General features: G+C 57.3%; 16 protein-coding genes. 2 read left to right on the top strand and 14 right to left on the bottom strand.

Annotation, left to right across the window (positions count from 1 at the left end):
* Nucleotides 1-17 precede the first annotated feature (17 nt).
* Together ACTG3T_RS06570 and ACTG3T_RS06565 are read right to left on the bottom strand one after the other, a co-directional pair.
* A complete protein-coding gene (locus ACTG3T_RS06570; RefSeq protein ID WP_439101467.1) occupies nucleotides 18-2825 on the bottom strand; it encodes a biotin/lipoyl-containing protein in 2808 nt (935 codons plus the stop codon).
* Nucleotides 2826-2855: 30 nt separating this feature from the next.
* Complete coding sequence (locus tag ACTG3T_RS06565; protein WP_439101466.1) at nucleotides 2856-4649, bottom strand: acyl-CoA carboxylase subunit beta; 1794 nt, start codon at nucleotides 4647-4649, stop codon at nucleotides 2856-2858.
* Nucleotides 4650-4776: 127 nt separating this feature from the next.
* On the opposite strand from ACTG3T_RS06565, the gene ACTG3T_RS06560 reads away from it, so the two are divergent.
* Nucleotides 4777-6171, top strand: coding sequence for an anthranilate synthase component I family protein (locus tag ACTG3T_RS06560; protein WP_439101465.1), 1395 nt, complete (start codon nucleotides 4777-4779; stop codon nucleotides 6169-6171).
* A gap of 11 nt (nucleotides 6172-6182) precedes the next feature.
* On the opposite strand, the gene cysB is transcribed toward ACTG3T_RS06560, so the two are convergent.
* From cysB to moaC, 11 genes are all read right to left on the bottom strand, one after another.
* A complete protein-coding gene (gene cysB / locus ACTG3T_RS06555; RefSeq protein WP_439101464.1) occupies nucleotides 6183-7157 on the bottom strand; it encodes an HTH-type transcriptional regulator CysB in 975 nt (324 codons plus the stop codon).
* Between the two features lie 114 nt (nucleotides 7158-7271).
* Complete coding sequence (locus ACTG3T_RS06550) at nucleotides 7272-8174, bottom strand: 5'-nucleotidase (protein ID WP_439101463.1); 903 nt, start codon at nucleotides 8172-8174, stop codon at nucleotides 7272-7274.
* An 89-nt stretch (nucleotides 8175-8263) separates the two neighbouring features.
* Complete coding sequence (locus tag ACTG3T_RS06545) at nucleotides 8264-9586, bottom strand: alanine/glycine:cation symporter family protein (protein ID WP_439101462.1); 1323 nt, start codon at nucleotides 9584-9586, stop codon at nucleotides 8264-8266.
* Between the two features lie 64 nt (nucleotides 9587-9650).
* A complete protein-coding gene (gene yajC, locus ACTG3T_RS06540; RefSeq protein WP_439101461.1) occupies nucleotides 9651-9983 on the bottom strand; it encodes a preprotein translocase subunit YajC in 333 nt (110 codons plus the stop codon).
* Nucleotides 9984-10133: 150 nt separating this feature from the next.
* A complete protein-coding gene (locus ACTG3T_RS06535; RefSeq protein ID WP_439101460.1) occupies nucleotides 10134-10934 on the bottom strand; it encodes an exodeoxyribonuclease III in 801 nt (266 codons plus the stop codon).
* Between the two features lie 4 nt (nucleotides 10935-10938).
* Nucleotides 10939-11415: a thioredoxin-dependent thiol peroxidase gene (bcp, locus tag ACTG3T_RS06530; RefSeq protein ID WP_439101459.1), complete on the bottom strand. Its 477-nt coding sequence runs from the start codon at nucleotides 11413-11415 to the stop codon at nucleotides 10939-10941.
* Between the two features lie 96 nt (nucleotides 11416-11511).
* A complete protein-coding gene (locus ACTG3T_RS06525) occupies nucleotides 11512-12060 on the bottom strand; it encodes an NUDIX hydrolase (protein WP_439101458.1) in 549 nt (182 codons plus the stop codon).
* Nucleotides 12057-12533: a flavin reductase family protein gene (locus ACTG3T_RS06520; protein WP_439101457.1), complete on the bottom strand. Its 477-nt coding sequence runs from the start codon at nucleotides 12531-12533 to the stop codon at nucleotides 12057-12059. The genes ACTG3T_RS06525 and ACTG3T_RS06520 overlap by 4 nt, the downstream gene beginning before the upstream one ends.
* Nucleotides 12530-12994, bottom strand: coding sequence for a molybdenum cofactor biosynthesis protein MoaE (locus tag ACTG3T_RS06515; RefSeq protein WP_439101456.1), 465 nt, complete (start codon nucleotides 12992-12994; stop codon nucleotides 12530-12532). The genes ACTG3T_RS06520 and ACTG3T_RS06515 overlap by 4 nt, the downstream gene beginning before the upstream one ends.
* Nucleotides 12991-13242: a MoaD/ThiS family protein gene (locus ACTG3T_RS06510; RefSeq protein ID WP_439101455.1), complete on the bottom strand. Its 252-nt coding sequence runs from the start codon at nucleotides 13240-13242 to the stop codon at nucleotides 12991-12993. Before ACTG3T_RS06510 ends, ACTG3T_RS06515 begins: the two co-directional genes overlap by 4 nt.
* Before the next feature lie 3 nt (nucleotides 13243-13245).
* Nucleotides 13246-13758: a cyclic pyranopterin monophosphate synthase MoaC gene (moaC, locus tag ACTG3T_RS06505; protein WP_439101454.1), complete on the bottom strand. Its 513-nt coding sequence runs from the start codon at nucleotides 13756-13758 to the stop codon at nucleotides 13246-13248.
* 144 nt (nucleotides 13759-13902) lie between these two features.
* Between moaC and ACTG3T_RS06500 the strand changes: the two genes are divergently transcribed.
* On the top strand, nucleotides 13903-15243 hold the full coding sequence (locus ACTG3T_RS06500) for a spinster family MFS transporter (RefSeq protein WP_439101453.1): 1341 nt from the start codon (nucleotides 13903-13905) through the stop codon (nucleotides 15241-15243).
* A gap of 37 nt (nucleotides 15244-15280) precedes the next feature.
* Here ACTG3T_RS06500 and ACTG3T_RS06495 read toward each other — a convergent pair.
* On the bottom strand, nucleotides 15281-15618 hold a 338-nt coding region (locus ACTG3T_RS06495), incomplete at its 5' end, for an FAD-dependent oxidoreductase (protein WP_439101452.1).

The following is a 15618-nucleotide window of genomic DNA, read 5'->3' as shown; positions in this document are numbered from 1 at the left end:
GCGCATCTGCTTGGGCACTAGATTATCTCAAGGTAGCGAGAAGTGGCCGAGCGTCGTCGCTCCGCAATCTCCTCGGGGGACTCCACCACGATTTTTTCATCAGGGGTGATGCGAAATACCGGCTGCCCTTTGCTGATAATCATGCCATCCCCTTCTACCAGCACCTCATCAACGGTGCCGGCAAAAGGCGCATAAACCTTATTAAACATCTTCATCACTTCGACGATATACAGAGGGTCACCCGCATCGAAGTGATCGCCTTTTTCGACGTAGAGCGGCGAATCGGGCGTCTCTCTGCCGTAGAACATCCCACCGCTGGCCGCGATAATCTCGTCGGATTTGGCTACCGGCGGCGGCACAAGGACCTTGGCCATGACCGTCTGGAGCTCCGCATCGTTCAAGCGCTCAGGGATATTGATGGTGAGGTCGTCGTTTACTGACAGGGAAAAATACGCGGTAGTCTCGGCGATCGCCGGAAGCACACTGAGAATGGAACAGCCGGACTGATAACCGCGATGCGCAGATTGCACCGCTGCCCACTCTTCATCGGACAAGGCTACGCCCTCGGGCGCGTGAGCCTCTGACAGCATGGTTTGCATGGCAAGCCAATCCTCCGCCGGCAACAGGGCATCCAGCTTTGCATAAAACGCCTGAGCGTCACTCAGAATATCGTGGTCATGTTCCCAGATCATGCCCGCAGCAGGAGCGCCGGGCAGCAGATCCATATTCAGGTAATGATAGATATCGACCAGCAACTCGATGGGGTTCTCATTCCAACTCACATGCCCGTTGATCATGGTGTAACTGTCGCGATGGATGCTCAACCACCCACTGAGGAGGTGCGGTTGCTCCAGCAGAATTTGCAGGGGCCGCAGCAAAAGCGTGTGTTTCAAATCCAGGGTCGTCGCCAGGGACGCATCGCTGGCGCTCTCTGTGCCTTCAATCTCCCGCGCACTCAGCTGTCGCCAGGCGTGCTCCAGATCGATATTTTGCGCCTCGCGCTTCAATTCGCCCACTGCAGTGAGATAGGGAACAATAAAGCGTGTAGTGGGCCGCGCATTGATGTTCTGCCCCAGGAACCAGTTCACAAGCCCGTAGTGAAACTCGAGATTCGTCGCCAAATCCTTACCGCGCATTTGCGTCTGGCGGATGGTTTCGGCCATGCTCTGATAGCACTCAAGTCGCGTATCACCTACGGTGAGTAAAAGCGCTATGTTAGAATCGTAGGCTCCAGCCAGGGTGTATTTCATGAACACATCGGTGTCCGGGTTGTGCAGACTGATGCCCTGGTCGTCGCGAATTTCGCCATCAATGGCATCGGACCAGTACTCGATGATGCCGCCGGCACTGGGCTGTAGCGCCTGATTTGTGGCGTTGAGGCGAGCCTCTACGCTGTCGTTATGGCGAGGCACGCGATGGGGTTTGGGAAGTTTGGGACCGTGCGCTGCCAGCAGCACCATCGCCTCCACCAGAGACTCGACGATGAAGTGATCCTCGGAGTTCTCAGGGTTGGCAAAACGCAGAGCGTAGCAGAGCTCGGTGACACGATGCTCTACCTGGATACGCGTATTCATCTCCATGAAGAAGTGCTTATCGCGATCCACAATACATTCGAAGGTCGACACTGAGTCCAGACCCACCGCCTCACCAAAGCGAGCGGCCTCATCCTCCATTTGCGACAGGGTGTGGATATCCTGCTCCAGCACCGCCGCTTCTGTCGTCTTGCCCTGTGCCTGCGCCTCTTCCAGGGCCAAACGCAAGGACTCCAGCGTCACAGACACCTCAAGGAGTTTTTGCTCATGCATCTGCAGGGAGCAATCCCTGCCGCCGAGACTCATGCTCCACTGCCCGTTGCCAATGACCTGGATTTCCTGGTGGCGTGTGGTTTCGATGTTCAGCTCCACCAGCACGTTCTTGTTATCGCCGACCCCGGTGGTTTTTACCTCATTAAGAATCTCGCGCACCATTTCACCGGCGCGGTCCGCCTCGCCAATACCCAGGATTCGCTGGCCTTTGCCTCCACCGCCGCTGATGGCCTTGAGGCGCACGCGATTGCTGGGGTAATCCTCGCTCATGCGCAACACAGCTTCCGTAACGGTCTCGCTCAACTCATCCACGCTGTAGAGATCCACGCCCTTGCTGTAACTCGCTGCCAGCACCTGGTCGGCGGCCGCTTCAAGCTCGCTATCCAGCGTTTCCGGGTCCAGAGGGAGCCCTTCCTTCTGAATAAGGGCGCTCAGTGCGGCGTGATCGGGATAGCGTTTGAGCAGTGTGAGCGCCGTGGCGTTATCAATACCCGGGGTCACGGATACACCTGTTTTTAACGCGGTGCGCTTCGCTTCATCCTTCAGACCCGCATCGTGCACTGTGCGCGAGCAGGGACCGATAAAGTTCAGTCCTGCAGCCTCCATGGCCGCGACCATGGTCTCGTCCTCGGCCATAAAGCCGTAGCCGGCAAAGATGGCGTTGTAGCCATTATCCCGGGCAATCCCGATAATCTGCTGGATACGCTGATCACGCTCCTCTTTGTTGGCACCGGTGTAATCGGGCACGCGATGGATGCGTTCCGGATCCGGCATAACCCGCAGTTCCGGCGCCAGCGCGTTCTGGTAAACGATGGAATCTTTTTCCGACAGGAGGATACCGATATGGCGGATACCCATCTCGCGAAAAACGTCGATCGCTTCTTTACGAATGGGCCCTCGGCAGATAATGAGCGGCCGGATGTGCGAACAATCGAACTGACTCACCCAGGCACTGCTGCGTCGCCCGAGCTGTCGGTCGCTGTGGATCAGAGGGTTTTTCAGATAGTGTTCGTTAGACACGGCAGCCGGTCCTTAGCAAATTGGTAGGTATCAATGGAATTCCCGCTGTACGCCATCCATGGGCGCCGGCTCGTAATTGCGAAGGCAGAAGTCCATATGTTCTGTGAGCACATGCCGCAAATCCGACGGCATCACAATCTGAGAAATTGAGCCAAGACTCAGTGCCTCGTTGGGATTCATGAGCTCCCGTTCATAGCGCTGGGCCAGAAGATGCTCTTCCGCCTTGATCCAGCCATCGACCAGAACCCTTGCAGCATCCTCCGCCTCAGTCTCACCCAGTCCTGCGGATTTTTGGGCCTCTGTCTCTTTGACAAGACGTGTTTTAGCCTCTGCGCGGAGTTTGCGCAGCTCATCCTTGTAAACATACTCCACGCCCGCCGGGCCCATAACCGCTACACGTGTCGTCGGCAGCGCCACCACAAAATCAGCACCCGTGGGATAGTTGTTATAGGACGCGTAAGCGCCGCCGAAAGCGTTGCGCACCAGCACCAGAAAGCGCGGTGTGCGCAGGTCGACAATGGCATCCAGCATCGCACGACCGGCCTGTACGATACCGCGCGACTCCTGCTCCTTCCCGGGCAAAAAACCCGTGGTGTCTTCGAGGAAAATGATGGGGATGTTGTAAAGATTGCAAAAGCGTATGAAACGCGCATTTTTGTAGGCTGCGCCGATATCGATCTGTCCGGACGCCACGGCTGAATTGTTGGCTACAAAGCCGATGACGTTGCCGCCCATGCGCCCAAGAGCCGTAATCGTGTTCCTGGCGCGCTCTGCCTGAAGCTCCAGGAAGTCGCCGTGATCGCAGAGCTGCTGGATCAACACGGTAATGTCGATGGGGGTATTGAAGCCCGTGGGCGAGTTAAACGCTTTTTTCAGCAGAATATCGATATCCCAGGTCTTGCGGGATATGGGGTCCGACGAAGGCTGATGGGGCGCTGCCACGCCGTTGTGGCTTGGGAGGTAATTGAGCAGCGCCCGCACTTTGCGCAGGGCTGCCACCTCATCGGGAACCACAAAATCGGTGACCCCTGACTGACTGTGCACGCCGGGACCACCTAATTCGTCCGGGGTTACATCCTCACCGAGAACCGACTTGACGACCCCCGGCCCCGTAAGACCGAAGAAGGTATCGTTGGGTTGAATAAGGAAGCTGCCCTGCCTGGGAAGGTACGAACCGCCGCCGGCGTTAAAGCCGAACATGCACATGATACTGGGAACGATCCCGCTTATCTTGCGAAGGGCCGTGAAGGCGTCAGCGTAACCATCAAGGCCGCCTACCCCTGCGGGAATGTAGGCGCCTGCGGAATCATTCAAACCCACCAGAGGAATACGCTGCTTCGCAGCCAGCTCAAAAAGTCTTGCCAGCTTTTCGCCGTTGGTGGCATCCATGGACCCGGCCCGGACCGTAAAATCGTGCCCGTAAATCGCCACGTCCCGGCCGCCTACGCGAATCAGAGCCGTTACCAGCGAAGCGCCATCGAGATTCGGGCCCCAGTTCTGGTAAAGAATGCGGGGGGGCTCATCGGCTAGACAGTCGATGCGCTCCCATACGGTCATGCGTTTTTTGAGATGCTGGCGCTGTATACTTTGCACACCCGCCGCAGTGTGGGGTCGCCGCTGCAACGCCGCGCCGGCTTTCATGGCTTCTTCAAACAAACCAGGAGCGCTCTGAATCTGCCCCGGCACTTCGAACTGCTGTTCCTCGATGTCCCCGAAGGGATTGGTCAGCGTGGCAAAGGGCGTACCGGGACTGCCGGCCTTGCCCTGGCTCTTAACATGGCCTCGGCCTTGCTCTGGGAGAAGGTCGTTCGATGAATCACTCATAGATGTGAATAACTCTCTGCGGAGGAATGGGGTTGCTGACGGACTGAAAAAACGCTGGCTAAGCCTAGTTATCAGACGATTGAAAGTCAATTTAAACAATAGCTTATGTCAACTAGCCGCATGAACTGTGAGCATCGAATCCATGGCCGCTGAGATCACGCGCAGGCAGGGGCAGTGCATCGCTGTTCCCTACTTTGCAGACCCCTGCAAGCTATACCTCAGGATCCGTCACCTGGGGCAAGCTGTACTGCTGGATAGCGGCGATGATCCATCCCGGGGGCACTTTGACATTGTGGCTGCGCAACCCGATGCGTCGAGGGGCCTGCGGCTTGAAGCAGAGTACTCGGGAGAGGCTTTGCATAGGGCGCTTAACAGCTGGCAGCCCATTGCCGAGGACCAGATCTCCCGCCCCTCTTGGTTACAGGACCTTCCCTTCACCGGCGGGTACATCGGACACTTGAGCTACGAGCTGGGCAGACGACTTCGGAGTCTCCCCCCTTCGCCCGAGAACGCTTTGCCCATCGCGGTGGCCCATTACTACCCCTGGGCCATCGTACAGGACCGTCAGCAGCAAAAAAGCTGGCTGGTAGGAGAGCCCGGCGCCGTCGAGGGGGTGAGGGAATGTGTCCAAAGACTGCTTGGCGACAGGGAGAGTAGCGATGAGCCATATGGTTTTGCGCTTCTGGAACCTTTCAATCACCCCTGGTCCCTGGAGGCCTACCAGCGGTGTTTCGGGCGGGTAAAAGACTACATCGCCAGCGGCGACTGCTACCAGATCAACATAGGTCAGCCGTTTTCCGCACAATTTACCGGCGATCTCTTTCAGGCTTATCGCCAACTGAGAGCTATTGCGAGGGCACCGTTCAGCGGATTTTTCCCGCTCTCGCCGGAACACACCCTCCTTTGCCTGTCGCCAGAGCGTTTTCTCACTGCCGATCAGGGACGCGTGGAAACGCGGCCCATCAAGGGAACACGCCCCCGCCATAACAATGCGGAGAATGACAGGGCCGCAGCACAGGCGCTCATGAGCTCCGATAAAGAACGCGCGGAGAATTTGATGATTGTGGACCTTCTGCGTAACGACATCGGCCGCTATTGCCGCCCGGGCACCGTCCGCGCCGATGAGCTGTTTTCTCTGGAGAGCTACTCCACGGTGCATCATCTGGTGAGTGTGGTAACGGGAGAGCTGGCGCCAAAGCACAGTGCGCTGGATTTACTCCTGGGCTGCATGCCTGGAGGGTCCATAACCGGTGCACCCAAACAACGGGCCATGGAAATCATTGATGAGCTGGAACCGGCCGCGAGACAATCCTGGTGCGGAAGCCTCTTTTATCTCTCCCGTCACGGCAGGCTCGACAGCAACATTACTATCCGCACCCTGTTCAACGAGGGGCAGACGCTCCATTGTTGGGCCGGCGGCGGTCTGGTGAATGACTCCCGGGTTGAGGCTGAATATCAGGAACAGCGCGACAAGGTTGGTGCTTTCCTCACTGCGCTGGAAAAAACCTCGCGCCCGAGCTAGACAAGGGTTAGTTAATACTCGGGCAGTTCCAGGTCACCAAAGAGCTCATCGAGTTCCCCACGGGTTTTTCGCTGGAAGGCATCCTGCACCAGTTCGCGGGTGAGATGAGGAGCAAAGTCCGCTATAAAATCGTACATGTAACCGCGCAGGAAGGTGCCCTTGCGACAGCCAATGCTGGTGACACTGCTGGAAAACAGATGTCGGGCATCCAGCGCAACGAGATCGTCATCGATCTCCTCGTCGTGGGCCATATCCGCGACTATGCCAATCCCCAGCCCAAGACGCACATAGGTCTTGATCACGTCGGCATCGGCTGCTGTAAAAACGACTCGCGGCGTCAGCCCGGCGGTAACAAAAGCGTCATCCAGCCGGGAGCGTCCGGTAAAACCGAACACATAGGTCACAATGGGATGAGCGGCCACATCCTCCAGACTCAGCCGTGACACCTGCGCCAGGGCGTGATCCCTGGGCACGAGCACACAGCGGTTCCAGCGATAGCACGGCATCATGATGAGATCGCTGAAGAGTTCCAGTGCTTCGGTGGCAATCGCAAAATCTACCGTGCCGTCTGCCGCCATCTCGGAGATTTGCATGGGCGTGCCCTGATTCATGTGCAGGGACACTTCTGGATATTTGCCGATAAAGCTGCGGATGACATCGGGAAGCACGTAGCGCGCCTGCGTGTGCGTGGTAGCGATGGAGAGTGCACCCCGCTTTTCATCGGAGTATTCCTGGGCAACGTGTTTGATGCTCTCGACCTTGCGCAGCACCTCGCCCGCCGTTTCGAGAATCACCTGCCCTGCCGGCGTGACGTGAGTGAGATGCTTGCCGCTGCGAGAAAAAATCTCCACGCCCAACTCATCTTCCAAAAGCCGTATCTGTTTACTGATACCGGGCTGCGAAGTGTAGAGGCTTTGCGCGGTCGCCGACACATTGAGATCGTGGTGTGCGACCTCCCAGATATAGCGGAGTTGCTGAAGCTTCATGATATGGATGCCTCTGGCGTCGAAAGAACGGACCGTTAGATCTGTGCGTTAGTCAGAATAGCCATTAGCGACTAGACAGTTCAAGCCTTTTGGATATAAGCATCGGTTCCCGGCTTAATGTTCGTTGGCGACGCCGTGGGGAACGTGGCCGGTGGCAACATGGGGGCTCGCCGATGCGCAATGGGCCGGCTGGTCGTCAAAAAACACATCCGCCTCATAGGCGCGGAGGAATTCGGTCTTGTCCAGACCCCCGAGAAAAATCGATTCATCGATGCGGATATTCCAGGCGCGCAGTGTACGTATCACCCGCTCGTGAGTAGGTGCGGAGCGCGCGGTCACCAACGCGGTTCTGATGGGCGGATCCTCCGCCGGCAAGGCTTGCTGGATATCGTGCAAGGCAGAGAGAAAGGATTTGAAGGGGCCACCCGACAACGGCGTGCGCGCCGAAGCCTGCTCGCTGGCAGTGAAGGCATCCAGCCCCTGTGCTTTAAACACCCGCTCCGCTTCATCGGAAAACAACACCGCGTCACCGTCAAAGGCAAAGCGCAATTGATCCGTGGATCGGTTAGCGCCCTTATTAGACACCAGCGTCGCCGCGGCAACACCGCATTCCAGCGCGTTACGCACATCCTCCGCTTCACTGGAGAGGAACAGCTGGCAGCCAAAGGCATTGATGTAACGCCAGGGGCTTTCTCCTCCGCAGAAGGCGGCCCGACTGATGGTGAGGCCGTAATGCTGGATAGAGTTGAAAACGCGGAGACCGGTATCGGCGCTGTTGCGCGACAGTAGAACCACCTCCACACCTTTATCGTTGCCAAGACGGGCATTGATGCGGAGCATTTTTTCCACCAGGGGAAAGGCTTCTCCGGGCTCCAGGGGCTCTTCCTCATGCTCTATCTGGTAGTCGGAATAGGCATTGAGCCCCTCTTCCTCATAAACCTGATGGCTTTTACTGAGGTCAAACAAGGCCCGCGAGGAAATCGCGATGACCAGCTTCTTGTCGAGTGTAGTGCCCATGGACCGAGCATACCCTGCCGGGTGCTGGGGGCAAACTAAAACTGCTTCGCTATCTCACTATCGAGCTATCTCAATCCTGCTGCCAGCCCTCAGCGCTGGAAGTATTCCCGGGACAGACGGAACACCAGAGGTCCCAGGAGCAGCAGCGCAATAAGATTGGGAATTGCCATAAAGGCGTTAAGCGTATCGGCAATCAGCCAGATAAGATCCAGCTGGACAACGGTACCCACCGGAATCGCCAGCACCCAGGCCAGGCGGAACGGTATGACGCCCTTTGTGCCGACGAGAAACACCACGCAGCGCTCCCCGTAGAAGGACCAGCCGATCATGGTGGTAAAAGCAAAGACACACAAACCAATGGTGACGATGATGTCGCCACCGGGAAAGGCGCTACCAAAGGCCATACTGGTGAGGCTGGCACCACTCACACCGCTGGGGATAACGTCCATGATCACGATCACCAGGCCGGTGATGCTGCACACGATCAGGGTGTCGATGAAGGTTCCCAGCATGGCGATCATGCCCTGCTCCACCGGTTGGTCAGTACGCGCCGCCGCGTGGGCGATGGGCGCACTACCCAGCCCTGCTTCGTTGGAGAAAATCCCCCGGGCCACACCAAAGCGAATCGCTGCCCAGATGGTGGCGCCGGCAAAGCCGCCCATGGCTGCAGAGCCGGTAAACGCCGACTCGACGATGGTAGCCACGGCGGACGGCACCGCTGCAATATTCATGGCGATGACGATGACCCCCATGAGCAGATAGCTGGTTGCCATCAGCGGCACAAGCAGGCTGGCGACGCTGGAGATGCGTTTGATGCCGCCCAATACCACAGCGCCCACGAGTACCATAAGGGTCAAGCCGGTGTAGAGAGGCTTGACTGCGTAGCTGTCATTCAAGACCTGGGCGACGGAGTTGGACTGCACCGTATTGGCAATCCCAAAACCCGCAAAGGCGCCAAAGAGTGCAAAGGCAAAAGCCAGCCAGTGCCAATGGGACGCAAGACCGTTGCGAATGTAATACATGGGACCACCGCTGTACTGTCCCTCGCTGTCCTGCTCACGGTAGTGCACCGCACAAACCGCCTCGGCGTATTTGGTGGCCATGCCGAAGAGCGCGGTAATCCACATCCAGAATAAAGCGCCGGGACCGCCCAGGGTGATGGCGGTAGCCACGCCGGCGATATTGCCCGTGCCGATGGTTGCAGACAGCGAGGTCATCAGCGCGCTGAAGGGTGAGATATCTCCCGCGCCGGCGCCCTTGCGACCTCCAAACAACAGGCCAAAGCCCGTGGGCAGTTTGCGCAGTGTCAGAAAGCCCAGCCCCAGCGTCAGATAGATACCGGTGCCGAGCAGCAGCAACAGCATGACCGGCCCCCAGGCAATACCATTGATAGTGCCAATAATTTCAGCCATGGGTGCGAGGTCCTCGTTGCTTCAATGTCGTTAGCTCACAGATATCCGAAGGGTGTGCTCTGGGTTAACCGATACTTTTGAGTGTTCCCTTGGGCAGCACTGCGTGGATGTGAACGCGCTGGAACTTAAGTTCCACTTTCTCGCTGACGTTCAGCACCACATAGTTATCATCTAGGCTCACAATCTTTCCAAGAATTCCGGAACTGGTAACCACCTCGTCGCCTTTGCCCAGCGCCGACACCATGGCTGCATGCTCTTTCTGGCGTTTTCGCTGAGGACGGATGGCAATAAAGTAAAACAGAACAAAAAGGCCAACGAGAAAAATGATCTGAAACAGCTCCCCTCCGGCGGGGGCCCCTGCAGCGGCGGTCTGGGCGTGGGCTGATGCTATAAACACGGTAACTCCTTACGAGTGATTCACGGGTAATTGACTGGTAAGCGGCGGAGTTTTATCGCTTCAGCGCTGAGCGCCGCCTCTGAATGGCGAGGGAATGTAACGGTTTTGCTGTGCGCCGGCAAACGCCCGGGCCACGTCCTTCGGGGTACCTCAGGCCTTGATCTCGAGGGCGTACTCCATAATCTGCGGCGCGTGGTCCGAAAAGCGCTCTTCGGTGTAGATAGACGCTGCACGCACGGCAGGCACCAGCTTAGGAGTGATCATCTGGTAATCCAGTCTCCATCCCACGTTTTTGGCCCAGGCCTGCCCCCGATTGGACCACCAGGTGTAACGGTCCGGCTCAGTGTCGATGACCCGGAAAGAGTCAACAAAACCAATCTCATCGTAGATACGGTCCAGCCAGGCTCGCTCCTCCGGCAGAAAACCCGAATTCTTTTGATTGGGCTTCCAGTTGCGAAGGTCGATGTTCTGGTGGCAGGTGTTCCAGTCCGCGCAGATGATGAATTCCCGACGCTTGCGTTTCAGCGTTCGGAGATGCTCGTAGAACAGTTCCATAAACGTAAACTTTTTCTCCAGAGCGGCGTCGCTGCTGGAGCCGGAGGGCACGTAGAGAGATATCACGGACAGACCATCGTAGTCACACTGAAGATAACGCCCTTCGCTGTCTACCGGCTCCCAGCCGAGCTGCGTGGTCACGGCCCGGGGCTTTACCCGAGAATACACGGCGGTACCGCTGTAACCCTTTTTTACCGCATCGTTATAGATGCAGTGGTAACCCTGAGGATGAAACATGTCATCCACCAGTTGATGCTCCTGGGCCTTGGTTTCCTGCACACAGACCACATCGGGATTGACCCGCGCCATCCAGTCAAAGAAACCCTTTCGGCTCGCGGCGCGGATACCATTGGCATTAAAGCTGACGATACGCGCTGTGGATAAAGAGTTGCCCATTGGATTAAAGCCCCAAATCCTTTATGGCCGTCAGCACGTCATCGTGGTGGGTTTTGGTTTTCACCTTATCCATAACGTATTTGAGGCGCCCGTCCTTTCCGATGATGAAGGTGGTGCGGAGGATGCCCATAAACTCCTTCCCCATAAACTTTTTGAGCCCCCAGCAGCCGTATTTCTCGGCGATGGCGTGATCCTCATCAGACAGCAGTGTGAAGTTCAGGTCCTGCTTTTCGATAAAACGTCCGAGGCGGTTTACTGGATCTGGACTGACACCCAGAACAACGGTGTCGCGTTTTTTTAAGGCCGACTGGCTATCACGCAGACCGCAGGCCTGGGTCGTACAGCCCGGCGTCATGGCTTTTGGATAGAAATACAACACCACGTTCTTCTTATCCCGAAAATCCTTGAGGCTGACCTTTTTGCCATCCTCATCGAGTAATGAAAAGGCCGGAGCGAGGTTGCCTATTTTTGGAAAAGCCATGGATATCTCCTGTTGCTCAACAATAAGTTAATGGTCGGGGCTATCCCGTCTTTGATCCCAAGTCGCATGAGACCTGTCGCTAGCCAGCGGCGCAGGCTACTGCGACGGCGGTCGTCGAAAGCGGATGGCCTTGACGGCTATGGGAAATTCGTCACGCCGCCGGTCGTCGAAATACGCCTTGAGCGTCTCCTGGACTACTGGAAAAGCGATCTCATCCCAGGGCACCTCGTCCTCGGTGTAAAGCGCGGTCTCAAGGCTTTCGGGCCCGACACCAAAAAGCCCGTCATCCAGAGAGCACAGATAAAACATGTAAACCTGACTGATGTAAGGAACGTCAAACACCCGGTAGAGCCGCTGGTTGCTCACCCGGGCACGAGCCTCCTCCCAGGTCTCCCGGGCAGCACCTTCCTCGGTGGTCTCACCGTTTTCCATAAAGCCGGCAGGAAGGGTCCAAAGACCGTAGCGCGGCTCTATGGCGCGTTTGCAAAGAAGCACCTTGTCTTCATAGACGGGAAGGCAGCCCACGATCACCCGGGGGTTGATGTAGTGAATATGATCACAGTCATCGCAGACATAACGATCACGATCGTCACCTTTGGGAATACGCAGGGCAATACCACCCCCGCATTCGCTGCAAAACTTCACCGCAAGCCCCGGTATTCGCCGCCAAAAAACACCAGTGGCGGCTGAGGATCGATGGGGGTCATACGCGTCACGCGACCCATGAGAATAATGTGATCCCCACCGTCGTAAGTTTGCTCAAGACTGCACTCAAAATTCACCAGGGCCCCCTTGATCAGAGGCGCTCCATTGTGGCCCGCTTCGAAATGCCCGTCGGCCAGGCGATGGCCACCTTTCTGGGCGTAACCGCTGGAATGCTCTGCCTGCGTCTCTGCAAGCACGGCGATGCAGTATTCCTGGGCCGTGGCATACACTGGATAAATGTCGGCATCTTTTTGCAGACTCCAGAGTACCAGCGGTGGATCCAGCGATACCGACGAAAAGGAGTTAATCGTCAGGGCCTGGGCAAGGCCCTCGTCGTCAACCGTAGTGACCAGACAAACGCCCGTGGCAAACTGCCCCAGGGCATCCCGCAAGTCGCGGGAATCAATATTCATGCAGTGGCGCCCCTAATCCAACGTTTAGCGCGATCTTCGTCTGCGCTCTTTGCTTCCACCCATTGCCAGCTCCCCGCGCTGTCCCGCTCGCGCTTCCACAAGGGCGCCGACACTTTCAGGTAATCCATAACGAACTCACAGGCGTTAAATGCGGCGGCCCGGTGAGCGGAACCCACCGCAAGCCACACAATAGGTTCTCCCGGCGCCAGTTCGCCGACGCGGTGCACCACCTGCACCGCCTGTACCGGCCAGCGCCGGGCCGCACTTTTGACCGTTTCCAGAATGCTGCGCTCGGTCATCCCGGGGTAATGCTCCAGCGCCAATGCGCTAATACCCTCGCCACGGACAAAGCCGGTAAAGCTTGTAACAGCACCGGTGTCCTCCGGGCTTCTTGGAAAGCCCTGCGTCAGTGCGGCCAAATCAAGAGGAGATCCAGTAATATCGACGGAGAACACGCTCATCCTCCGGTCATCGGCGGGAAAAAGGCTACTTCATCGGAGCTCACCAGCGGATGTTCCTCTCCCACCACCTTCTGATTGACCGCACAAAAAACATTGGGATCTGCGAGGGACTCAGCTAATTCTTGGTTGACACTCAGTTGCAGGAGCTGGCGCAAGCCCGCCACATCTCCAGGGCAGTCCCCGTCCGCTATCTCCACGCAGTCTTCGCCGAGCTGCTCCTTAAGTCGCGCAAAAAACAGTATTTTCATCCGCTACTCCTCCCCCTCTGCCAGCGATGACCCTGCGTCAGAAGTCCGCTCCCAAACACCTGATCGCCCGCCCTCTTTACGCAGGAGACAGACCTTGTCGATCACCATACCCTTGTCCACGGCCTTACACATGTCGTAGATGGTCATGGCCGCGATGGAAACTGCGGTGAGAGCTTCCATTTCCACACCGGTACGTGACTGCACCTTTGCGTCCGCCGTTACCCGAACGCCGGGAAGCGCGTCATCCAACTCAAAGTCCACCGTAACGGCATCCAGGGGCAGGCTGTGGCAAAGGGGTATAAGCTCATCGCAGCGTTTCGCCGCCAGGATCCCGGCGACTCTTGCCACAGCAAGAACGTCACCTTTGGAAAGGCTGTTTGAGCGAATCTTCTCCAGTGTTTCGGGGAGCATACGGACCTCGCCGCGGGCCACGGCGCTTCTTCCCGTTACCGGCTTTTCGCCTACATTAACCATGCGGGCGCGTCCCTCGTCATCAAGATGCGTGAGCGTAGTCATAAATTTGGATGAGTTTCAGAAAGGCGCCAGTCTAGCCAAAGGCCTTCGCGCATACCAGCATGAAGATCGGATTCCATCATTCGCAGAATTCTGGCAATGTTGCGCGCTCAAAATTTACCGTCCCCTATCCTAGAGTGTCTTCCCTTGCCTGAGAACACTGAGATCCCCGCCCCTGCGGACGCCAGGAGCATCCCCGCCCGCCCTGAAGACGACTATTCAACCGCGTACAAAAACTTTGTCCTGCTTATGTTGACCCTGGTCTACGCCTTTAACTTTATCGACCGGCAGATACTGGTGATTCTTCAGGAGCCCATAAGGATTGATATGGGTCTGTCGGATGCGCAGCTTGGCTTGTTGAGTGGTTTCACCTTTGCGGTGATATATGTGACCGCGGGAATACCCATCGCCTACTGGGCGGATCGCAGTAATCGTCGAAACATTGTCGCCATCTCACTGACCGTTTGGAGCGGCATGACCGCGCTCTCGGGGCTGGTGCAGAACTATGGCCAGCTGCTCCTTGCGCGCATCGGCGTGGGTCTGGGCGAGGCAGGCGGCAGTCCACCGGCACACTCCATGATCAGCGACTACTACCCACCGGAAAAGCGCGCCACAGCCCTTGCCCTGTACACCTCGGGTATCTACATCGGCATCCTGCTGGGATTTGCCTTTGGCGGAATCCTGGCGGAAGCCTTTGGGTGGCGTAAGGCTTTCATGATTGTGGGTATACCCGGCGTTATGCTGGCCGGTCTTCTTGTACTCACGGTGCGGGAGCCACTTCGAGGGCGTTGGGATAGCGCGGCGGCAAACGCAGATCGCCCCAGCTTCAAACAAACCATGGGAGTCCTTCGCCAGCGACGGTCATTCTGGTATTTCGCCATGGGATGCGCACTCACATCTTTTATTGCTTACGGGAACGGCAATTTTTTACCCTCATTCCTGTACCGTAATCACGGCATGAGCATCGGTGATATCGGGCTCGTGTTGTCACTGGTATCTGGCGTGTCGGGCGCCATGGGAACCATTGCCGGCGGCGTATTGGCGGACAAACTCACCGTGCGCGACCGACGATGGTATGCATGGGTACCGCTCATCGGCGGGGCTCTGGCGTTCTTTCCCTACTTCTATGTGCTCACCAGCGGCAACACCACGGCGATCCTGGTGGTGCTGTTTTTATTGAGCATCGCCAATTCCCTGTATCTCGGGTCCAGCATCGCGGTGTCCCACGCCATGGTTCCTCCACGGATGCGCGCACTCACCTCCGCGGTGCTGTTTTTTATACTCAACATGATCGGACTGGGGCTCGGGCCCTTCTTAACCGGCCTCAATAGCGATTTGCTGGCGTCTGTCTCAGGGGAAGACAACCTGCGCCATGCGATGCTCATCACCAACTGCGTGGGGGTTCTCGCCATGCTGATGTTTTTCAAGGCATCGCAGCACGTGATTCACGACTTAAACGCCAACAGCGGCCAGCAAAGCGGTCAGTAAAAAAAGTTCACTGCGAAAGCCCGGAGCGGAGTTTGAATCAGAGCAACTCCAGGATCGGCTCGTTGGGGTCCGCGAGCTCCAACTCAAGGTTCAGTGACAGGGCCACTTCCCGCGCCGCCCGCTCACCACTGTCAAAGGCGCCGTGCACTGTTCCAACATCTGCAGGATCGGCAGTGGCCTCTCCGGCAAAGAACACGGTACCCCCAAGGCTTCTCGCGAGCTCCAGGTGGGTAAGTGTTGTTGTGGCCCGGGTCACGGCACCGCGACTGAATTCATCCGACAGCCAGTTTGCGCTGCCGCTCCACCGGGCGGCATCCAGGGATGGCAGGGACTCGAAGGCAGCCTCAAAGGCGCGAAGTGCCAACGCCAGCTGAA

It is taken from the genome of Congregibacter sp. (genome assembly GCF_965660375.1).
In the GTDB taxonomy this organism is placed as follows: Bacteria; Pseudomonadota; Gammaproteobacteria; order Pseudomonadales; family Halieaceae; genus Congregibacter.
Note: the sequence above shows the minus strand (reverse complement) of the source record. Positions and strands in the feature narration are given on the sequence as shown.